This is a genomic window from Vibrio superstes, assembly GCF_003569005.1.
Classification (GTDB): domain Bacteria; phylum Pseudomonadota; class Gammaproteobacteria; order Enterobacterales; family Vibrionaceae; genus Vibrio; species Vibrio superstes.
This window is the reverse complement of sequence record NZ_BCUR01000001.1, coordinates 1,206,132-1,227,968: the sequence shown is the minus strand read 5'-3', so window position 1 is coordinate 1,227,968 and position 21,837 is coordinate 1,206,132. Positions and strand designations below refer to the sequence as shown.

General features: G+C 44.4%; 22 protein-coding genes. 8 read left to right on the top strand and 14 right to left on the bottom strand.

What is annotated here, in order from left to right; all coding sequences use genetic code 11:
• The first annotated feature begins 160 nt into the window (after window positions 1-160).
• A complete protein-coding gene (locus tag D5I41_RS05325) occupies window positions 161-1,528 on the top strand; it encodes a thrombospondin type 3 repeat-containing protein (RefSeq protein WP_119008857.1) in 1,368 nt (455 codons plus the stop codon).
• 17 nt (window positions 1,529-1,545) lie between these two features.
• A complete protein-coding gene (locus D5I41_RS05320; RefSeq protein ID WP_119008856.1) occupies window positions 1,546-2,955 on the top strand; it encodes a hypothetical protein in 1,410 nt (469 codons plus the stop codon).
• A 45-nt stretch (window positions 2,956-3,000) separates the two neighbouring features.
• Here D5I41_RS05320 and D5I41_RS05315 read toward each other — a convergent pair whose 3' ends face one another.
• Together D5I41_RS05315 and D5I41_RS05310 are read right to left on the bottom strand one after the other, a co-directional pair.
• A complete protein-coding gene (locus tag D5I41_RS05315) occupies window positions 3,001-3,348 on the bottom strand; it encodes a helix-turn-helix domain-containing protein (protein ID WP_119008855.1) in 348 nt (115 codons plus the stop codon).
• Window positions 3,349-3,510: 162 nt separating this feature from the next.
• A complete protein-coding gene (locus D5I41_RS05310) occupies window positions 3,511-3,912 on the bottom strand; it encodes a VOC family protein (RefSeq protein WP_119008854.1) in 402 nt (133 codons plus the stop codon).
• A 232-nt stretch (window positions 3,913-4,144) separates the two neighbouring features.
• Between D5I41_RS05310 and D5I41_RS05305 the strand changes: the two genes are divergently transcribed.
• The gene (locus tag D5I41_RS05305; protein WP_186811065.1) at window positions 4,145-4,327 is read left to right on the top strand and encodes a hypothetical protein; all 183 of its coding nucleotides are present in this window, start codon (window positions 4,145-4,147) and stop codon (window positions 4,325-4,327) included.
• A 335-nt stretch (window positions 4,328-4,662) separates the two neighbouring features.
• Window positions 4,663-4,920: a hypothetical protein gene (locus tag D5I41_RS05300; protein WP_208639136.1), complete on the top strand. Its 258-nt coding sequence runs from the start codon at window positions 4,663-4,665 to the stop codon at window positions 4,918-4,920.
• 202 nt (window positions 4,921-5,122) lie between these two features.
• On the opposite strand, the gene otnC is transcribed toward D5I41_RS05300, so the two are convergent.
• The 7 genes from otnC to D5I41_RS05265 all read right to left on the bottom strand — a co-directional run bounded on the left by otnC (window position 5,123) and on the right by D5I41_RS05265 (window position 11,866).
• Window positions 5,123-5,755, bottom strand: a complete 633-nt coding sequence (gene otnC / locus D5I41_RS05295; protein WP_119008852.1) for a 3-oxo-tetronate 4-phosphate decarboxylase — start codon at window positions 5,753-5,755, stop codon at window positions 5,123-5,125.
• Window positions 5,752-6,993 carry a 3-oxo-tetronate kinase gene (gene otnK / locus D5I41_RS05290; RefSeq protein ID WP_119008851.1) on the bottom strand — a complete coding sequence of 414 codons (1,242 nt, stop codon included), beginning with the start codon at window positions 6,991-6,993 and terminating at the stop codon, window positions 5,752-5,754. The genes otnC and otnK overlap by 4 nt, the downstream gene beginning before the upstream one ends.
• A 12-nt stretch (window positions 6,994-7,005) precedes the next feature.
• A complete protein-coding gene (locus D5I41_RS05285; RefSeq protein WP_119008850.1) occupies window positions 7,006-8,553 on the bottom strand; it encodes a tripartite tricarboxylate transporter permease in 1,548 nt (515 codons plus the stop codon).
• A gap of 17 nt (window positions 8,554-8,570) precedes the next feature.
• Window positions 8,571-9,029 carry a tripartite tricarboxylate transporter TctB family protein gene (locus D5I41_RS05280; RefSeq protein WP_119008849.1) on the bottom strand — a complete coding sequence of 153 codons (459 nt, stop codon included), beginning with the start codon at window positions 9,027-9,029 and terminating at the stop codon, window positions 8,571-8,573.
• A gap of 44 nt (window positions 9,030-9,073) precedes the next feature.
• Window positions 9,074-10,039, bottom strand: coding sequence for a Bug family tripartite tricarboxylate transporter substrate binding protein (locus tag D5I41_RS05275; protein ID WP_119008848.1), 966 nt, complete (start codon window positions 10,037-10,039; stop codon window positions 9,074-9,076).
• Window positions 10,040-10,113: 74 nt separating this feature from the next.
• Complete coding sequence (locus D5I41_RS05270; RefSeq protein WP_119008847.1) at window positions 10,114-11,187, bottom strand: isocitrate/isopropylmalate dehydrogenase family protein; 1,074 nt, start codon at window positions 11,185-11,187, stop codon at window positions 10,114-10,116.
• 37 nt (window positions 11,188-11,224) lie between these two features.
• Window positions 11,225-11,866 (bottom strand): aspartate/glutamate racemase family protein, encoded by a 642-nt coding sequence (locus D5I41_RS05265; RefSeq protein ID WP_147094819.1) that lies wholly within the window; start codon window positions 11,864-11,866, stop codon window positions 11,225-11,227.
• A 346-nt stretch (window positions 11,867-12,212) separates the two neighbouring features.
• Here D5I41_RS05265 and D5I41_RS05260 point away from each other — a divergent pair, with 346 nt between their 5' ends.
• Window positions 12,213-13,133, top strand: a complete 921-nt coding sequence (locus D5I41_RS05260; protein ID WP_119008845.1) for a GntR family transcriptional regulator — start codon at window positions 12,213-12,215, stop codon at window positions 13,131-13,133.
• Window positions 13,134-13,268: 135 nt separating this feature from the next.
• On the opposite strand, the gene D5I41_RS05255 is transcribed toward D5I41_RS05260, so the two are convergent.
• Window positions 13,269-14,144 carry a patatin-like phospholipase family protein gene (locus D5I41_RS05255; protein WP_119008844.1) on the bottom strand — a complete coding sequence of 292 codons (876 nt, stop codon included), beginning with the start codon at window positions 14,142-14,144 and terminating at the stop codon, window positions 13,269-13,271.
• A gap of 169 nt (window positions 14,145-14,313) precedes the next feature.
• The gene (queC, locus tag D5I41_RS05250; RefSeq protein WP_119008843.1) at window positions 14,314-15,018 is read right to left on the bottom strand and encodes a 7-cyano-7-deazaguanine synthase QueC; all 705 of its coding nucleotides are present in this window, start codon (window positions 15,016-15,018) and stop codon (window positions 14,314-14,316) included.
• A 124-nt stretch (window positions 15,019-15,142) separates the two neighbouring features.
• Between queC and D5I41_RS05245 the strand changes: the two genes are divergently transcribed.
• Window positions 15,143-15,598, top strand: a complete 456-nt coding sequence (locus D5I41_RS05245; protein ID WP_119008842.1) for a methylglyoxal synthase — start codon at window positions 15,143-15,145, stop codon at window positions 15,596-15,598.
• Window positions 15,599-15,746: 148 nt separating this feature from the next.
• Here D5I41_RS05245 and D5I41_RS05240 read toward each other — a convergent pair whose 3' ends face one another.
• Window positions 15,747-15,977, bottom strand: coding sequence for a hypothetical protein (locus tag D5I41_RS05240; RefSeq protein WP_119008841.1), 231 nt, complete (start codon window positions 15,975-15,977; stop codon window positions 15,747-15,749).
• Window positions 15,978-16,094: 117 nt separating this feature from the next.
• Complete coding sequence (locus tag D5I41_RS21400; protein ID WP_235868862.1) at window positions 16,095-16,559, bottom strand: hypothetical protein; 465 nt, start codon at window positions 16,557-16,559, stop codon at window positions 16,095-16,097.
• 593 nt (window positions 16,560-17,152) lie between these two features.
• On the opposite strand from D5I41_RS21400, the gene D5I41_RS05225 reads away from it, so the two are divergent.
• Entirely contained in the window at window positions 17,153-17,389 is a 237-nt protein-coding gene (locus D5I41_RS05225) for a hypothetical protein (protein WP_119009237.1), read from the top strand.
• Window position 17,390: 1 nt separating this feature from the next.
• On the opposite strand, the gene helD is transcribed toward D5I41_RS05225, so the two are convergent.
• Window positions 17,391-19,466, bottom strand: a complete 2,076-nt coding sequence (gene helD / locus D5I41_RS05220; protein WP_119008840.1) for a DNA helicase IV — start codon at window positions 19,464-19,466, stop codon at window positions 17,391-17,393.
• A gap of 207 nt (window positions 19,467-19,673) precedes the next feature.
• Here helD and yccS point away from each other — a divergent pair, with 207 nt between their 5' ends.
• Window positions 19,674-21,836 (top strand): YccS family putative transporter, encoded by a 2,163-nt coding sequence (gene yccS / locus D5I41_RS05215; protein WP_119008839.1) that lies wholly within the window; start codon window positions 19,674-19,676, stop codon window positions 21,834-21,836.
• The last annotated feature ends 1 nt before the right edge of the window (window position 21,837 follow it).

Sequence of the window (21,837 nt, the reverse complement as noted above, 5' to 3'; positions counted from 1 at the left end):
AATATTATGTATATCCGTAATTTTACTGTTTATTCCTTTATCCCATTCACAATTGATCTATTTCAATAAACATATGATTAACATTTGCTGGCCTATTTTTATTAGTTAATACTCGAATAAAAGACAAGTGTTACGAAATATTTCAAGAAGGAGTTTGAATGTGAATAAGAAGATCTTAGCGCTCGCCATATCTTCTTGCTTTCTCGCAGGTTGTAGTGATGACGGTTCATCTCAATCTACCGCCAATACGGAAATGCTAGAAGTAAAAGCGATTGATGGATATTTACGAAACGCACTGGTTTGGCTCGATATAAACCAGAACGGCGTTTTTGATGAGGAAGAACCCAGTATTAAAAGTGGAGAAGGAGGGGTTGCGTTATTAGACGTATCTGGTGTCGATAATTACCAAGACTATCCGGTTATTGTTAGTGCAATAAAGGGAGAAACCATAGATGAAGATGCGCCAGACACGACCATAAACTACGACTTTGTCTTAAGCGCTCCTGCAGGGGAAACTAATATCACTCCCTTTACGACAATCGTTAAGATCGAAATGGATACCACAGGTAAAACCAAGGAAGAATCAATATCTGAGGTGTCCGAGATGCTCGGAGTTCCGCAAGATAAAGTAATGTCTGACTACTCCGAAATACCAGAGGTTGCTAACAAAGCTCGAAACTTAGTAGCAACAGGTGTTATCCCTGAAACGGTTGAAGAAGCCAATGAAATAGCCGAGACAGAAAACTATCTAGCACAAAATACTGAAGTCATGGAAATCGCTGAGGTTATCAAAGACCTTGAGCCCGATGAAGTCATCATCACTGATGGTACTGAGTACAAAGCAATCGAGGATAGTGACGACGATGACCGAGATAACGACGGTTTTCTGGATGACAATGACGCGTTTCCAAGCGACAGCAGTGAATGGTTGGATTCAGATGAAGACGGAATCGGTGACAATGCCGATGCCTTTCCTACTAATCCCTATGAAGCCATAGATACTGATGGTGATGGTGTCGGGGATAATGCAGATGCTTTCCCAGAAGACCCCTCTGAAACCCTCGACACTGATGGCGATAGTGTTGGCGACAATGCAGATGCATTTCCCGAAGACCCCACTGAAGCCCTCGATACAGATGGCGACAGTGTTGGCGACAATGCAGATATATTTCCTGAAGACCCCACTGAAGCCCTCGATACAGATGGCGATAGTGTTGGGGACAATGCAGATGCTTTCCCTGAGGACCCTAGCGAAACCCACGACACCGATGGGGACCAAGTTGGAGATAATGCCGACGCCTTCCCATTAGACCCTTATGAGACGGTAGATAGCGATAGCGATGGCGAGGGAGATAATACCGATATAGACGATGACAATGACACTATCTCAGACGCAACGGACAACTGCCCATTCTTACCGAACGCTCAACAAAAAGACTACGACAGTGATGGCATCGGTGATGCCTGTGACAGTGAAACACTCGCAACCTTCGGCACTGCACGCTTTGATTCAGACAAATGGCTTTAAATTAAGGAAGATTTAGCATGAAATTAAATACTCTTACTACCCTGATACTACTCTCGATCTCTACCGGCGCGGTAGCAGAAGATTTGGTCACCTTTAAGCAAGGCGACTATATCACTGCAAGCGATATGAATAATAATTTTCAGGTACTTTTAGACAAGGTAAGTAACCCTCAATCGCTATCTAGCGCCGCTTTCTATGATGTGGATTGCTCAGAGGACGAGACCCAACTTGCGCAGTTTACCTCAGCCAGTCATAACTCTGATTTTGTTGTTATACAAATAGAAGGTGACTGTCTTTGGGATAACGCAGAGGCGACTCGTGGCCAGATGCTTTTCACCACACACCCTGATAGTAGCGAAACAGCCTCTATTCAAAGCAGTGGAAGCCTGCACATTGACAGGCCCAATGTTGGTTTCACTAACTTAATAGTACCTAATGGTTTCCACTACGATGGAGGTGGATCTGGTTGGATAGAAAACATCACAGTCAACGAAGGGGCAGTTTACCTTGTTGACGGTAATGCAACATTAGCATTCAACAATATACAAGCAGACGCTAATTTGGAAGTAATAAATGGCTCGCGCGTATGGTTAAACCAAGACGCCATTTTCAATAATTTAATCGTATCGAGCAGCCAATTTGCAACTAACTCGAGCATTCAAGCTAACTATGTTGAAGTGAAGAACAATGGTTATTCTTGGATTCCAAATCTAACGGCATTTTCAGAAGTGATTCTGCGTCGTGGTGGCGTCTTATCAGGCGATTCATTAGACACAACTTGGCTGGAAATGCGAGAAAACAGTGCCGTCAACTTACTCAATTTGTCTGTCAGTGACGGAATCGCTATGCGTTTAGGTGCAATACTTAAGGTGGACGACACCATCGATGTAACGAACAACTTCTTTGTTGATTCAGGCTCTAAAGTGCAAGCAAGCACTGTAACTTCGGGAGATATGATCCAAGCATTTAACGGCAGTATCTTTAAGGTTGACAGCGCTAGTGCGCTTACAATAGAAGCCCAAATTAACTCAGTAATTAGTGGAGGAAGCCTTACTGCTGACAATATCAATGTTAGCCGAAGTGCAAGTATCGATGCCTCTAACCTAAGCGTTACTAATAACATATATGCAGCTGAGCGTTCGACCATCACCGCTAGTACTGTTTCAACTGGAACTATAGGTTTATTTTCTAGTGATATGGCAGTCTATGACCAGTTGAACATAGCGAATTTTGATGCTGACCATGAGTTAAAGTGGAGCTTAGGCGCTTATTCTACATTGCGTTCACCTTCTGTTGATGCAAACAGCATGAGTGCAGATGTGTTTAACTATCTTTGCGCAAATGCGGATCAGGGCACAACTGAGTTCAGGTATGGTGAAGTCAATGGCAACTACCTTTGGTTCCCAGGAAATTGCAATGATTTTTAGGGATTAACAGTAGCTATAGGCAGGTCATTCGACCTGCCTATTAAACTAACAAATACGGTGCTCGTACTCCACAACCACTTGATTGCCATCCACGTACACATTTCTGATATCCCCATCGACGGACATGCGCGAGCATAGGGTCACGACACTATTTTCAACAGTCACACTCACTCGCAATGAAGGGATCGCATAAGCGGGATCCACTTTTAGGTACTCACAAAAGCGAGTAACAAATGGATATGTTAGAGGGGCACGACCTCGAAGTAATTGTCCAAATTCAGCCTGAGATACTCCTAGTTTTCGGGAGATCTCCATTTGCGTTAGACGCATTTTGGCTTTTTGGGACATCCATGTTTCGTATAGGGCAGCTCTGTCTTGTTCAGTAAATTCCATCGGGCTTAACAGGGTAAATTTCTCATAGAGATAGTGTCTCTTTTGCCACCTGCTTTTATGTCAATAATGCGTAAGCTTACTGTTTGTACAGTGACAGATTGCACATGCTTATGTGTAGGCTCAGTATCAATTTCTCCTGTGAATACGTCTCAGAACCTATGCCTAAATGGGTTTAAGCTCTACGACGTTCTTCTCAGGATCGTGCACGTATAAGGACCACCCCAACCCAGTAGCTCCGTAACGGATAGCGTCGGGCAGAAGTTCCACTTGATGTTCTTGCAGGTATGTGAGGAGCTCTTGTTGATCAACAACCTGAATTTGCAGGCAAAAGTGATCCATATTGCGCCCGTTTTGTTGCGGTGGCCTACCACCAAGCTTTCCCAATGGACTATCAACATCAATAATGTCGATCAGTGCATTACCTGCTCGAAGCTGCGTGAGTCCCTCGTCGGCAAGACGCCTTTCTATCTCACATCCGAGAACGTTACAGTAGAACGACAACATGCTTTCCACTTGGGTTGAGCGCAAAACCACGTGATCAATACCTTGGATCTCTATCATCATTGTCTCACTAAAATTTAATAATTTTCTTTTTTAGTAGAGTCAAAAGCTTAGCGCTAGATCTTAATACCGTCCTCTCCACGCACAACATTACTGGCTATTTTATGAACTATAATTCCGTTGAAAGTCAGGGTATGACTCGTTAGTTGAAAATGAAGATTAAAATCTTCATGGTGAGCCAATTGAGTAAGTCGCTCGTAAGCATAAGCACTGGATACCCGAGGAGGCGATTATGATGACCGTACGTGACAGAATAGAGGATCTCGAGCAGCAAATTTACATTGCCTGCTCAGAAGGGAATTTTGAGACGATGGACATGTTAGAACAGCAATTGGAGGCTCTGAGAGGAAGGGCTAACCATGTATTTGAAGACGACCCCTACGCGATAGAGGGCCGTATATCAGAGGGTGATTATTAAGACAATGACACAACAACATAACCATTGAGGGCTCCTAAGAACATTCTTCGGAGCCCTTTTCACTTTCGACGAATAGTCATCCAGTTCCATTTTTTCCTTAATATACAGATGCTTATCACCACACTCCTTTTAAGTGCCGCACTCCAAATGAAAATAGTTAGCAAACTCAATTAACATTTAATTTAAATCAAGACTATAAGGGCTAAGTTACCCCTTCATAGTAGGTGGAAGTTATTATTTGATAACGGGTTTAGGTCAAGAGACCGCGGTTCATACAAAGCTGCGCCAAAAATTGTCAAAAGGTTTACAGCGTTCTTCGCAAACTGGAGGCGAATATGCAAAACGAAAACAATAAACATCAGGGAAAATGTCTTGTCATGCATGGCAGTAATACAAAAGTTGGTGGCAGAGGCATTCAGAATCTTGATTGGTGGCCAAATCAACTCAATCTAAAAATCCTTCATCAAAATGACAGAAAGTCGAACCCTCACGACGAAAGCTATGACTATGCACAAGCCTTTAAATCGCTTGATCTCAAAGAAGTCAAACAAGCGATCGAAGAGGTCTTTGGCGGAAGTTTACGCTTGCGATGATGCCAACGAGAAGTTCGTTTGCGATTTCGTATCTGCGTGGACCAAGATAATGAATGCCGATCGCTTTGATCTCTAATCAAGATTAATCATCCACATTAAAGGCCACCCTTACAGGTGGCCTTTTGTTTGATGCTCACTCACTATCTGATTTTGGATAATCGAAGATCCATTGAACTAGAGTGTCTTTTACCCGAATAGCTCGCTAAGCACCGCGAGTCTCAAGGTAGGCCACGTTTTCATCCGAAAGATAGGCCACCTTGCTCCCCTTTAACTGAAAATAAAGCTTTGCCGTCTCTTCAAGCTCTTCAGCATTATCTGTCGCATCGACTAGATCTTTACCTGTTACCACAGGACCATGATTGGCGAGGAGATACGCCCTAAAGTCAGGCGCTAGTTTACCCAATTCCATCCCAATACATGGGTCGCCTGGATTGAAATAATCCACGACAGGAAGTTTTCCAACCCTCATCACATAATATGGCGTGAATGCCTGTATGGCATTCGATTTATCCAAACCGTCTAAGCAAGAAAGAGCCGTCAAATAAGTGGAGTGAAGGTGCACTATGGCACCCGCTTGTTCCCGATTCTTGTATATCTCTAAATGAAATGAGGCCTCTTTTGAGGGCTTGCTCCCAGATAAGTGCTCACCAGTCATGCTCACTACTGACAAGGTTTCTGGATCCAATCGGCCAAAGCAAGAGCCCGTAGGGGTCGTCAAAACACGGTTATCATCTAGCCTTACCGATAGATTTCCCGCTCCACCAGTCGCATAGCCTCGCTCAAATAGAGATTTCGCTAGTGCCACCATCTGCACTCTTTGTTCCTGTTCCGTCATCTTAGTTGCTCCTGCGCATGTTCAAAGAATTGAACATCACCAAAATTGCCTGATTTAAGTGCCAACCAAACTTCGCCATCTATGCTAGACATCCAAGGGACTCCTGGGGCGATCTCTTGCCCGACTCTAAAGCTCTCAATACTCAAGGCTTGAGTAACGGTCCCCGATGTCTCTCCACCAGCACTAATAAAGGTGTTGAAGCCCATGCCATAGAGCTTTTTAACTAATTGATGGAATAATGCCTCTACACCAATTGATGCTTTTTGGCCGAACTTAGATTGAATATTGGCAAGTTCATCAGGGCGTACAGTGGCATAGACCATAGGGAAACAAATTTGCTTGGTATGGCTGACCACCCAAACAAGGACCTCTTCGAGGTATGTTTCATCATTCAGGCAACGACTTACATCTAGTTTTAGACTCGGTGCGATCTCTTTGTATGAGTTCACTTGCTCATTCGTCACCTCAGAACAAGAGCCTGATAGAACGACGCCCTTAAGGGAATCACAAACCTGTACCTTGCCCTCCAATGAGGCATCCGTTGCAGAAACTGTTTTCGCTATCGCGCCCACTAAACCTGAACCACCGGAAACCAGTTTTTGAGATTGAGCAACCTCAGCCAGTCGCTCTAGGTCCTCATCACTCACACTGTCACAGATAATGAGTTCCTTTCCCGCAAGTTCGAGCTCTGCCTGCTTTTCCTTAATCCTTTGTTGAGCGATATCATGCCAACTGATTAAGCCTGCCTTTGCCGCAGACTGAGATCCAATCACTCTCAGTAGGTTTGACTCTGTCATCGGGGTTATAGGGTGGCTACGCATACCAGACTCAGACAACAAGCGATCAAATACAAACAGATGTCCCTGATACACAGTCCTGCCGTTTACTGGCAAGGCAGGACATAGCAAAACACTGGGTTGCGATAGACGTGTTTTAAGTGCTTCAACCACAGGCCCAATATTGCCCTTCTCAGTACTATCGAAGGTAGAACAATATTTGAAATATATAAGGTCACACCCCTCATCGAGCAACCAATCGCAAGCCTCTAGGGAATCTTTAACAGCCTTGTTTACATCACAAGAACGCGATTTTAGGCTCACGACTAGAGCATCGACATCAATGCCCTTGGTCGAGTCTTGAATGCCCGATAATTGAATGGCACTCATACCCCCCTTAACGATAAAGCTTGCGGCGTCTGTTGCCCCTGTAAAATCGTCTGCAATAACTCCAATCTTCATTATTGTCCTCCTTTACTGAGAATGGCTACAGTTTGCTTGCTCTACCTTGTTCGCACGCACTCGATTATAAAGACGCAACGCAATCGAAAGGCTGATAGTGGCAAGCATCACAAGGGTTAAGACCAAAGAAATTGGTCGGTCAACGAAGATCCAAAGACTACCTTGACTGATGATCAATGATTGCAAGAAGGTGCTCTCAGCCATGCCACCTAGAACTAGGGCAAGCACAGTCGCTGCTGGAGAGTAGCCATAGAGTTTCATTCCAAAGCCAACTAATCCCATTATGAGTAACATCGACGTTTCAACGATGCTGTTGTTGAGCGCATATGAGCCAATAACACACAAAATGACGATCACAGGCACCACAAGTCGATAAGGAATATCGAGGAATTTAACAAACAGAGGGATAGCTAGGACGCTCAGCGCAACCAAGATCATGTTGCCCATATACATGCTGGCCACTAACCCCCAAACAAGGTCTGGATTGTTGTCAATCAGCATTGGTCCAGGCTGTAAACCCCACATCATCAGGGCACCCAACAAAACCGCAGTAGCACCAGAGCCTGGGATACCCAAGGAGATTAGTGGCACCATTGCACCCGCTGAGGCGGCATTGTTTGCAGTCTCCGGTGCAACTAATCCACGAACCTCACCCTTGCCAAAGTCCTCTGGGTTCTTCGCCACCTTTTTCTCTACCGAATACGCCAAGATAGAGCCGATGGTTGCACCTGAGCCAGGCAATACCCCTGCAACAAAACCAATCACAGAGCCACGGATAAAGGTATAGCGAGAGCTGAAGTAATCCTTGGTCGTTGGCCAGAAATCTTTAGAACGGAAGTTAAATTGGACACGCACATTGTCACGCTTATGCTGACCGGTGTAGATGCAGTAAAGAAGCTCACCGATACCAAACAGACCAATGGCAACAGGGACAAAATAGATGCCACCAATAAGCTCAGGAGAACCAAAGGTGTATCTCTGAGCACCACTTACGGAATCCACGCCCACCATAGCAATGGCAAAGCCAAACAGAGCAGAAATCACACCATTCAACCGATTGTCACCCATCATAGTCGTCAACAACAGCAAACCTAACATGATGATCAAGAAGTATTCTGACGGGCCAAACGATGAGGCAAAATCAGCCAATAAAGGGGCAAAGCCACAGATAAGGATGACGCCTAAGGTTCCACCCACAAATGAAGCGATCGCTTGCATTACAAGAGCAGGGCCCGCTCGACCGTTTTGTGCCATCGGGTAGCCATCTAAGGTAGATGCCACTGTGGCAGACTCTCCTGGGGTGTTAATCAATATGGAAGTAATCGTGCCACCATACATTGACCCATAATAGATACCCGACAACATAATAATGGCTGTCGTTGGGTCAAGACCAAAGGTCATAGGGATCAAGATGGCAATACCCGCTGCCGGGCCAAAGCCAGGGAACAAGCCCACTACCATACCCACCAGCGCACCAATGAGTAGGAACAAAAGATTTTCCGGCGTGAACGCCACCGATAAACCAAATGAAAGATTTTCAAATATTTCAACAAAGAACATGACACATTTCCCTGTGATTAATAAAAGAGACGTAATAGACCATCAGGCAGTCCCGCCTGCAGCCATACATCAAACAAAAGAAATACACCCAAAGGAAAGGCCACTGAATAAGCAACATTCTGCAGATGTTTCCCTTTGTTAAAGTAAGATAGAAACGCTAAACAGAACGCTATCATGGAGACGATGGCCCCCAACGAGTTCAGGGTAAATATCAGCAATGCAATGCACACTGTGACCGCTATGGTATCTTTCTGATACAAGGCTTTGTCTTGTTTTACCGCTTTGTTACTGCGCAGTTCTTTTAGGTCTTTAAAGACATTGATACCAGTACAGATAACCAGTGCAACACCGATGATCAAAGGAAAGTAACCAGGGCCTGGTCTTCCATTTAAGTCATACATACTCAAGGTGTTTAGGCCATAGAGCGTAAAGCTAACAGAAAACAATAAGGTGCTAAGTGAAAACCAAAAACGCATAATTTCTCCTTGGTTGCGCGGCCAAGACCGCGCAACCTATTTACCTACTTAATTGCGCCTATCTGAGTTAAGACTCTTTTAAAATCAGCGTTTGTAGCAGCAAGGTTATCGGCAAAGTCATCGCCCCAAACCGTGTTACCCGAAAGGCTGTTAGTGTTTAGATAGTCTTTCCATTCCGGCGTATTAACCACTTTCTGTAGCGTTTCTACCCACCACTGCTGTATCTCAGCATCGACATTGTCTGGCATAACCACACCACGAGGCAGGGAGAAGGCAAAATCATAGCCTTGCTCTTTAAACGTAGGGACATCAGTGTAGATAGTACTGCGTTGAGCCTCCGAGTAAGCAAGTGGACGGAAATTCCCTGCCTTTATCTGACCAGATACCTCTGATGGATTAGCAACAATAGCATCCACACTCTTCGACGTTAGTGAGGTCACCATGCCACCCCCATCTTGAGAGGGAACGTAGTCATAATCAAAGCCAGCACTCTCAGCAAACAAACTCGCAACCACACGCTCTGGACCTGCTGCACCCGTGCCACCAATCGTGATGCGGTTAGCCTTGGCATACTCTACAAAATCTTTTGCTGTCTTAAATTGTGAATCCTCTCGAACGACAATGAACATAGCATCTTGTGCGAGAAGACCAATTGGTGTGAAGTCTTCGTAGGTCCATCCAGTGTTAGACACCAATGGCGTTCCTAAGAAATTGCCACTAGTCGAGGTCAGGTGGTAAGGGTTACCTGACTGCTGCATCACATGGTTAAAACCGACCGCACCACTGCCTCCAGCTAGATTATCAACGCGGATATTGCGGTTGTAGAATTTATACTTCTTCAGGATTTCTACCACAGTACGCGACATCAAATCGTTACCACCACCAGGCCCAAAAGCAATGGTGTAATTTAAGCGTTTAGTTGGATAATCCAGATCCTTTGCAAAGCTCACAGGTGATGCCAAAACCGCAGCGACTAGGGGAACTACTGCGAATTTTTTTAGTAATGACATGAGTTTTTCCTTTTTTATTTTGGGTACTTATTTCACGTTATTTCGTGCTGTACTGCATTGCTCAGCAAGGTTAATTAGCTACTCGCTAATTGGGTTGATACCGCATCACTAAATGCCTGACAGCCCAATGAGCCACCAAGATCTGAAGTGCGATAATTTGGGTTTTCGAGGGTAGCGTCAACCGCGGCGTTAATTGCCTTTGACGCAGTTATCAAATCTTCTCTCTGATGTTTCTGTCCCATCCATTCAATTAGCATGGAAACAGAAAGAATCATTGAAGTAGGGTTTGCTTTATCTTGGCCGGCAATATCCGGCGCAGAACCGTGTTGTGCCTGTGCACAGCAATGCTCATCACTTGCCATCATTGAGCCAGCAAGCCCTAAACTGCCTGACAACTCGCTCGCAAGGTCACTTATGATGTCGCCATAGAAGTTCGTCGCGACTAAAACATCAAAACGCTCAGGCGTACGAACCAAGTGAGCTGTTGACGCATCCACTAGCAGATCGTCCAACTCAACCTCCGGAAACTCTTTAGCAATGTCGTTGACGGCTTCAAGAAACAGACCATCAGTCATATGAAAACTGTTCGCTTTGTGGATAGCCGTTACTTTCTTTTGGCGAGACATCGCAAGCTCAAATGCTTTACGTGCAATACGCTCAGAGCAGTGGCGCGTAATTTTACGAATAGACAGTGCCATATCCAGGGAAGGCTTCACTTCACCCCAACCTTCAGTCATGTTTCGATCCGGGTAAAAACCTTCTGTTGCCTCACGCATGATCACAAGATCAATACTCTTCCCTTCACTCATATTAGTTGGCAAGAAAGAGCGCGAACGTGCTGGTCTTACATTGGCATAGAGGTCTAAACCTATTCGGAAACCTGCTGAGACATTACGTCCCCCTTGATCCGGCTTTGGATAGTCCGCATGAGACTGAGTACCCAATATGATTCCATCGTAGGTCTTAGCTTTGTCTAGGGTTTCTTGACGAAGAGTCGTGCCGTGTTTCTCTAAGCTATCAAAACCGACATCGTCGAATTCAAAGCTCAGGTCTAGATTAAATTTGTCATTTGCAACGTTAAGAACCTTAACGGCTGCTTGAGTAATTTCAGGACCAATACCATCCCCTGGTAGAACTAATAATTTCATTGTTTCCTCTCGTACTTGTAGTAAATGACGCATTCAATTAAGAGCAAAGAACACGCTTTAGATAACGAACTGCGCACTCTGGACTGGATAACACAGTTTTCTGGGTTTCTTGTTCAATTAACGACTTAGCAACGGATGAAGAGAAATGCGCTAGCATCACTGCATCAATCCCATTTAGTGACTTTACTTTTTGCAAAAGCAATTGATTGTGAGCATCAAGATCTCCTTGATTCAAAGCCGCGCGAGCTTCTGGCGAGCACAGGGTTTCTAGCTGTACAGTTTCTTCACCCTGCTGGTGAAACTCCTGAATCATTCCCTGCATAGCTGGCTCAAATGTACCCAACATAGCTATGGGTTTATTCAGTTCGAGAGCTTGTTGAAACATGGCTTGATTGGGCTTCAACACCGGAATGTCAGAGCGCATAGCTAACGCTTCAATTGCCTCACCAAAGGCTGAGCAGGTAAACATCACAGCGTCGACATCCGCATCTCGCGCTAATTCATAAAGAGAATTGACACGCTGGTACAAGAATGGAGTAAGAGCATCTGTCTTCGCACGCTCGGTACTTAGGGTTTGATCCCAAAGATGCACTATCTCTGCATCTTGCCACTCATTTTCAAATGCACGTTTTATCGGTTCAATGGCGATATCAACGGCGTGTATTAATGCTATTTTCATTTTCAAAAATTGTATTTTGTAGAACACAAATACATTTATGGCAGCAGACCTCGCTACTGTCAACATAGCGTTAACAACAAAAAAACATCTACCAAGCACGCAATGATGATATGATTCCTTTTAAAACAATCACTTATAATTACAGGTTACTTTCTAATTTTTTGTAAATACGATTTATTGTATTTTGAAAGTGTGAAATACAACACACTATTAACATTCGCAATTCAAATTGATGCATATCCTTCACAAAATACAATTAATAGGTAATACTGTTGAACTGCACTCTTTAGGTGATCAATGGATCATAATTTAATGTGCCAAAGGCTAGACAATAAAAGCGATATGTATGGATACGACAACGAACAGTAAAAAACCAAGCTCTACTCAGCTACTTGCAGAGAGGGTATTGAGCCATGTTTTAGAGCACAAATTGGAAGTGGGTGCCCATATCAAAGAGACTGAATTTGCCGGAGTACTCAAGGTTTCTCGAACCCCAATCCGCAATGCATTCAATCACCTCCAAGAAAATGGATTCTTGGTCAAAAAGCCAAATCAAGGCTTCTTTCTCGCTCAGATCCCAGAAGAAAGACAGTCTGTTAACCTTTCATCTCAAGAGAGTGAAGCCACCGACCTTTCTCCATTGTGTTACGCAATCGGGCAGGACTATCTATCGGGTAGTCTCAAAAAAAGCTTTACCGAAAACGAGCTCATTCATCGCTACCAGCAAAGCCGAAAGGGCATTCAAGAAGCACTCATTGCCATGGAAAAAGATGGTTGGCTGCAAAGAAATATCGGCTATGGTTGGGAATTTAATGAGTTTATCTCCTCACCAACCTCCTACGCACAAAGCTTTAGATTCAGGCAACTGATCGAGCCAGAAGCATTGAGGGATCTCAGCTTTGTTGTCGAACCGACTAAGCTTCGGATGCTACGTATGTCCCAAGTCGACATACTTAACAACAAACAAAAACTGGTCTCTGCCGCTGATATGTTTAATGCGGGGGTACTCTTTCACGAGACCATAGTAGGCATGTCCAATAACGTATTCTTGCTAGACGCATTAAAGCGAGTAAACCGACTGCGACGCTTAGTGGAATACAATGTAAATGGAAAACGTCCAGTACCTAGAAAAGAATGTGAAGAGCATTTACTGCTAATAGGCTTGATTGAGGAAGGAAAACTCGCGGAGGCTTCTAGCTTCCTTGAACGACATTTATCTCGCACCGCGAAAGAAAAAGAAGAAATCGCACAAAGTTTATTTGGTTAGTCTGGCAAACGGTTACGAATCCCTTTGTTCTCACTGAGACATCAATAAATGAAGCCACCTCCTGAGGTGGCTTTTTGATCTGTTCCTTTGTGTATTGGGCTATGAGCATTAAAAGTAAGCAAGATCAGGATGAGATTAGGCATAGCAAGAGGAGCATTCCTCTGGTGAGAGATGTTCAATTCCTTTTAGATTTAATACGTGATCCTGGCCGGCTTTTAGGCCCATAGTATAACCAATGTCCAATAATTTCTTTTTACGAGTCAGGCGCTTAACCGGAAAATCTTCTGGTGGTGCAATCACGCGAATTTTGGCATCACTTGGCGGATTACGAATAAACGCTAAGGATTCATTGTATCGCTCTGCGCGAGTTTGCAAAGCCTCTGCAATAGTCGAATTCTCTTTTAGTAATAACTTAATAAGGCGAGGATTCTTGAGCTTTCTCATTTCGTAGCTCAAGGGCTCTGACAGGATCACTGTGATATCACGAGCGCCCCTTCGATAGGCTTCTTTCACCGGAATTGAGTCCGCTACCCCGCCATCTGCATAACATCCACCAGAAAAACAGGGCGTCCTTTTGTAGGCGATGGGCAGTGCTGTAGTCGCTTCCATAACATCAGCTAGATTGTCCTGAGACACCTTAAAGTAATCCGCTAATCCGGTATTGATGTTGGTGGTGGCGGCATAAAATGGCATGGCTTCAAACAGCTTTTTAAGATCGAGCGGATAGCGTTGCATAGAGGTTTCACTGAGCCATTTAACATCCATTAAATTTCCACCACGAATGAAACGCCCAGGGTTGAAGAACTTACGAGAAGTCGCGAGCTCAGAGATAACTCGATAACTACGACCCTTTGCCCCAGTTAAATAGCCAAGCATATTAGATGCGCCAGCAGACACGCCTAAAGCAAAATCAAACGGTCTATGCTGTTGCTCCAAAAAGGCATCTAACACTCCTGCGGCAAATATGCCACGCATTGCCCCACCCTCAACAACTAAAGCCTTATTACTCATTACCTTGTTTCCTTAAAACTAAACTGGAAGCAGATTAAGCAATCAGACGCCGCAAATACATTCGCTTCTTCTTATAGATTCGATAGGTGGAAGCTTTCTCGATAACATTAAAAAACAAAACGCCCACTCAAAATTGAGTGGGCGTTTTGTTAGCATTACAATTAAGGGCTTAAACCTTAGAGAGGTAGTCTTCCATCACTTTCGTCTTATCATCTAAGTAATCTTGCAAGCCATTGGCTCGAAGCACGCACGCAGGACAATCGCCACACCCGCTTCCTACTATACCGTTGTAACAAGTTAGACTCTCATCTCGCACCAGCTCAAGGGCTTGATAGTGATCGGCCATTGCCCATGTCTCGGCCTTGTTTAACCACATCAACGGAGTCTTAATCTCTAGTTTATAATCCATACCTAAAGCAAGGGAAGAGTTCATTGACTTCACAAACTCATCTCGGCAATCAGGGTAGCCAGAAAAATCGGTCTCACAGACACCAGTGATGAGTGTTTTTGCACCTACCTGATAAGCATAAATTCCAGCCAAGGTAAGGAACAAAATGTTTCTACCAGGGACAAACGAGTTAGGTAGGCCATTTTCACCCAGTTCATGAGATACAGGAATGTCATCACGGGTCAACGAACTAACCGCTAGTTCATTTAAAAGTGTTACATCCATTACCTTGTGAGCTTTCACGCCTAGCTTTTTAGCTAGGGTTTGTGCAATCTCTATCTCTTGACGATGGCGCTGCCCATAGTCATAAGTAATCGCGTGAACCTCATCAAATTGTGTGAGAGCTTGCACTAGGCACGTTGTAGAGTCTTGACCTCCACTGAAAATAACGACCGCTTTGTTCATACTTATTCCTTTCACTGACATTGAATTAATCGCGCACAATCTACCAAATTTATCAGGGAAAACAAATTTTTAAATCTGTCCCCACAGTCAATAAGAGTAATGGTAATATCTGATAAAACGACAACAAAAATTAGGTATATAAACCATGGAAAAAACTACCCGTACTATGCAGGCTCGTAAGCACGTTGCCCTAGTAGCTCACGACCACTACAAAAAAGAACTCCTTCACTGGACCAAAGAAAACCTACAAAAGCTAGAACAACATACTTTGTATGCAACTGGCACAACTGGCCATCTACTTAGTCGTGAAACAGGTCTAGAAATTAAAAGCCTGATCAGTGGCCCTATGGGAGGCGATCAGCAGTTAGGTGCGATGATTGCAGAAGGGAAGATTGATGTAATGATCTTTTTCTGGGACCCACTTAATGCCGCTCCCCACGACCCTGACGTAAAAGCCTTGCTTCGCATTGCTAGCGTATGGAATATCCCTGTTGCCACCAACCGTGCTACCGCGCGATTCCTATTTGACTCTTCTTTGATCGGCGAGGAAGTGGAGATCGCTATCCCAGACTATGAGTCTTACCTCGCTAAACGTACCTAGCGGATCGCACCTAGCGGACCGAACCTAAAGGAATAGCGACCAAAGAGCAGCCCTCACTACCTTTGAGTACTACTTTCAGTTAAGCCACCTAAATTAGTCATTCTAGTGAAAGGTGGCTTAATCATATTTGCTAATCAATAAACGACTTCTACTCAACGTAAATATTGGCATCCACTTCAGTATCTTCTTCATACGGTTCAGGGGCTGGACGCTTGCGTCGGTTATCGTTACTGGTACCAGCGCGGTTCTCCGCAACCTCTGTGGTAAAGGTACCCATAATGAAATTTTTGAAAGCATTCAGCTGTGGAATATTGCTATTAAATCCCAGATAAATAACGGCCAGTAACAAAGACAATATCACGATGACTTTTAGGTTCATTGGAACCTCCTTCTTAAACACTGTTTAAGCTGTGTGCGCCCCTATATTGTAGTTACAACTTTCAATTGTTCCTCTTCCATTGCTAGATTAAATAGTTCAAATGCAAAGATTTAGGCATTATTGACCTCGAAAACGAACAGCGCCACCGAATAATAAAAGCAAGGTGCTGCCGATGAAAAGTCCCTTACTCACCATCACCGCAAACTGATTGTCACTTTTCCATGCTTTTTCAATTTGTTGATAGCTTCTGACTGTTTGAGAGCCGATTTGTAAAGAAAGTACGTTATGAAACTGGCGCTCATCACCAACCGGAGATCCGCTAAACCCATTGACATATCCCACCTGCAAAAGCTCCCCACCGTTACGTTGCAGTGCCCGATAGACAGCCTCAATATCACCTGCTTTAGACGAGTATTGAAACCAACTGCCGTCAATCAGTTGTAAGCGTACCGACTTGCTCCCTTTCACCGGAGTAAGATACTTCAGTGAACTGAGTTGTCCTGAGCGGATCGTTAGCTCAGATGCGGAAGGCAAGCTTTGATGAGACGCAAATGAGAACAAGGTCGCTAGAGCGAACAGCATAAAGCCCAGAACAAGATAAACGCTAGATTTTCGAATATGCCCACCCGCTTTTAAATACTTGTTTAGAAGGGAGAAGATATAGTATCAGCACTTATGATTTTGCTCAAAATACACTCAAAATTTGACTGTTATACTAGGGTCTGTTGACCTTTTGCGATTAAATTTTGCTCGACTAGAAACCATTTAATCAAGGCGAGGGGCTTGCCGCCTAGTCATCTAAGCAAAAGACGCTCAACGACGAGTAAATGGTTTCTAGCCGAGCCCTTCGGGTAGCGTTTGTTGGGCATTTCTACGGCGTTAGTCCCTTTTCATGTGGAACCACCACACCTAAAAGTGACTGCCTTGTTTAAATACCCAACAAATCGCTACAAAAATAAACTCAAAAGATCAACAGACCCTAATCACAGTAAGTAAGTGTTCAGAAATAGCGTAGGAAAAACGCTGGATAACAAGGCAGAACTTTTTGATAAGTCGTTATTCTACAATCAAAAATTCTAACGCCGTTATCGAGTGTTTTAACAAGCTAGGATGACCAGTTATTTACTACGATTGGTATTACACTGAGTGTTCAATAGAGAATGTTTGAGGTCACTATGAGTAAAAAGATAACACTTATATGCCTAGCCCTATGCGCCTTTTCTCTGGTTATGGTTTACTTCGACATACTCGGACTCATTGCAATGGGAGTCGCGGTCATTTTTCTGTTTACAGCGGTAGTACATGGTGGGCTTTGGCTATCAGGTCAAGACTCCAATCCACTAGATGCTTATCAAGACGGCAAAAAAACTACCGCCCGTTCCTTAACATCATTCTTTGGCAGTAAAAAGTGACTTACTTCTTTTTCACCGCATAAGAGCCTTCAAGTAGCTCTGTGATAAAGGGTGATGGTTGAAGATCGTAACTCACTATTGCCTCTTGTTTTGCTCGAGTCAGAGCCACGTAAAACAAGCGACGCTCCTCTGCAAACGGGAAAGATTCATTACTCGATTTAAGAGCAACATCAAGATGCGGTGCGCGCTCTTTTTGTGGGAAGTTATGCTCGTTCACTCCCATCAGTAATACAACATCTGCCTCTTTCCCTTTACTCGAGTGGCAGGTCATAAAGTTAAACTCGAGGTTACTGTACTCTGATTGCCACTGTTTAAGCTTACTTGGTTTGTCTTTATGGGTGCGTCCAAGTACCAAAACAGACAAAGACTTATGAGAATTGTTCACTCGTTGCAATGTTTTCTCTAGCTTAGCTTCTGCGACTACCGAGACCGCTTTTTGTTTCTGCTGCTTGTGTGCGGTGAGCGTTTTAGTCAGTTGCAGAGGGTTTTGCAGTATAAACTCACCCGCCACATCTGCAATCTGAGAATTAAAGCGATACGTTGTATCAAGATGATGAGTCGCCGCATCAGGAAAACGTTCGAGGAAGCCTGTTGTCAGATTTACATCAGAACCGGCAAATTGATAAATCGATTGCCAATCATCACCGACAGCAAATAACGAGCGTCTTCCTTGCTCGCAGGGTTGATTCACAATCGCTTCAACTAAAGCTAAGCGTGCTGGAGAAATATCTTGATACTCGTCCACCATTAAGTAGCGCCATGGAGCCTTAAATCGATTCTTAGACACATACTGCGTGGCTTTTTCTATCATTGAATGGAAATCCAATTCACCTTGTTCCTTCAAGTATTGTTTCCACGCTTGATAACAAGGCCACACCAACTGCAGTTCGCTATTAAGACGCGAGTACTCAGGATGCTCAATGACCTGCTGTTGAATGGATTTCTTGGTGATATTCATCGAGCACAGTTGATCCAGCTGCTGATCAAGCCAAGCGATCAATTTCGGGTTTTCAAACTGGCTACCAAGGTCTACATCTCCCTTCAAATAAGCGATGGGCCACTGTGATAGATGTTTTTGCCAGCGCTTAAAGTTGGTGGCGTTAGTCCAGTGTTCTTTTAGCCACTGTGCGCACCACTGCTGCTTTTGCTTTGTCTCAGACGCCAGCGAACTCACCTTCGCAGGACTGCCATCCACATGTTGAATGATATGCAGCGCCATCTTATGGAAGGTACTTACATTCACCTTTTGCGAGGTCACACCTATTTTATTGGATAGACGCTGTGACATCTCCGTGGCGGCATCTTTGCCAAACGCGAGCAGGGCAATCTCTTCAGCCTGAGCTTGATGACTTTGTAGCAGATACGCCACTCTAGCCATAAGCACGCTGGTTTTACCGGTACCTGCTCCCGCTAAGATCAAGTTGTGATCGTTATTTAGCAAGACAGATTTTTGCTGAGATGCATTCAGAGGAGAGTTTTCAATTTGAGCAAACAGCACTTGCCAGTTCTGAGTTTCATTGGTGAGCCAGAGTTCATTACGCTCCTTAACCATGTCCCCTTTAGGACATAGCCATTGATTCACCTCTTGCATATTTTCAGGCATGCGCTGGTTTGCATCATTCAAACTGATGTTCATTTCTTCAAGATCAGCATGCACCATTTCTTGCCAAGAACGCCACTCTGAGTGTGCAAGGTAAGCGGGCTTCTGACGCAGCAATTGCAGTTTTTGTTGCCACTTAGGTAAGTAGAGATTCAACTGACGACATTGCAAGCGGTGCCATTTTTCATAATACTGAACTGCAGTTCGGCCAAATGACTTGGCCTTTCCCCAAGATAGCCCCTGAATCTGCCAGGCGTTTTGCACCGCTTCATCAGCTTGCTGTTGTTGGTAGCCATAAAAGGTAATGCTTCCCCATACTAAGCCACGCTCAATGGAGGTTTTACCGCTCCATTCCGAAAAAGGGATCGAGGTTTGATTCTCTCGAGAGGTAAGAACCAACTGATCCTTCTCTAGCTTGATATCAAAGTATTCGTCTTGTAAGAAAAAACGAGCTGACGGGGTGGCTTGCAACTGCATGTTAGCGTACTTGTCCTTAAGATTTCGGGTTGAACCGCTTCAGTTTACTATGATTAATCCAATGAACGCATTAAGCGGTAGGTAATTTTTAGGTTTTTCTTTGAAAGTTCAGTAAGATCGCACGCACAGTCGCTTCTCAATTGAGTGCAAATCGCATTAACCCTGTGTAAAGTAACAAGATATTAAAAAAGGCTAGCCTAAAACTCTGTGAACACTTCTGCCACACTTCGCCAATACTGGGCGAATAAAACGATTAACTACAGCCTTCTCATCCTAGTCACCATGTTAGGTGTCGTACTGCCATGTTGGTATCTAGGTCAATATACTCTCATCACGCCACTGGTTCTTGGCGTCATCGCAGCCGCTCTTGCGGAAACAGACGACAATTTCTGGGGACGTTTAAAAGCACTGACCCTAACCTTTATCTGTTTTGCGATTGCGAGTATTTCCATCGAGGTGCTCTACCCTTATCCCCTTGCTTTTGCCCTTGGGTTATTCATTTCAACCTTCACTTTTATCATGCTAGGCGCCATTGGCCCGCGCTATGCGAGCATCGCCTTTGGTTCATTGCTGATCGCTATCTATACCATGTTGGGGGCCAGCGAAAGTACCGATATTTGGAGTCAGCCAATCCTGTTGCTGCTAGGGGCGGCTTGGTACTATTTGCTTTCATTAATATGGCAAAGCTTGTGGCCAATGCAGCCCGTTCAGCTGAGTCTTTCACAGACCTTTCATCAGCTATCACGCTACCTAGACACAAAGAGTCGCCTTTTTCACCCGACGATAGGGCTTACACCTCAGCCGATGCGCATTGCGGAAGCCAGGCTTAACGCAAATACGGTAGAAGCGTTGGAGCTATGCCGTGACACCCTGATAAAGCGCTCAAAGAAAGGGCATGTCGATGGCCCGAGTGACCGATTTTTGCGTATCTACTTCCTTGCCCAAGATATGCATGAAAGACTCAGCTCAAGTCACTACCGTTATCAAGACCTTGCTCTGCATTTTGAACGCTCAGATGTACTATTTCGATTCAAACACCTGATTCAGTCCTACGCCAAAGAGTGCGAATATATAGCGGAATCCCTAAGGCTGAACCAGCCTTATAAACGCAGTCAAGAATCGGTTATCGCTTTGGATGAACTTCAGGGAGCAATGACTCACCTCATTGAACAACGTAACCCTGAGTGGCAACAATCTTTAGCTCAGCTTCAGTACCTATTCAATAACTTGTGTACGGTCGATAGATTGCTGAATAACGTGAACAACCCTGATGCACAATCGTTTGATCATGTGCTGGATGATAGAACCGCGCATACCGCCAAACAGATGTGGCAGCGAATCAGCGACAGTCTTTCCCCCTCTTCGGTACTGTTTCGCCATGCCATAAGGCTCGCAACGGCACTCACCGTTGGCTATGGCATCATTGAGTTATTCTCTATTGAGCATGGGTTCTGGATACTACTGACCACCTTATTTGTCTGTCAGCGTAACTTTAGCTCCACCAAACAAAAGCTATTCCATAGGATCAGTGGCACCTTTGCCGGATTGATCCTTGGCGTCGTGATGCTCACTCTTATTCCTGAAGTGGAAGGGCAACTGTTCGTTATTGTCATTTCCAGCGTACTCTTCTTTGCATTTAGGCTACACAACTACGCTTATGCAACAGCAATTATTACTGTATTGGTGTTGTTCTTGTTCTCTCAACTTGGCGCTGGATATGCGGTGATTGTCCCAAGGTTGATTGATACCCTAATAGGAAGCCTACTGGCTGCAGGTGCTGTCTACTTTATTCTGCCTGATTGGCAAGCAAAGAAATTGCCCTATCTTATGGCGCAAGCAATTAAGGCTAACGGAAATTACCTCGCTCAGATTATTGCTCAGTATCGACTAGGAAAAACCGACGACCTCAACTACCGCATCGCTCGCCGTGCTGCTCATAGCCATGACGCGAACCTGAGCGCGGCTATTAGCAATATGCTCGCCGAACCCGGTAAATATCAGCATGCCGTCAACGAAAGTTTTCGTTTCTTGACCTTAAATCATGCCCTACTCAGTTACGTGTCGGCGCTGGGTGCACATAGGACACAACTCAGTGACGCGACAACACACAAGCTAGTAATTGATGCATATCAGGAGATTCATGTTAAGCTCGATGCTATTGAGAAGGCTTTGCGTGATGAACCCTTCGATGAAAAAGTGTTCGATACCAATCATATCCAACACAAACTATCACAATGGCGTGAGAGTGATGGCACATCTGCACAGATGATCTTGCAACAACTGCACTTGATCCACAGAATGTTGCCAGAGATAAAAACACTCAGCCAAACTTTTTCAAAATCAAAATTGGTCTTAGACCCAAAACTTTAGA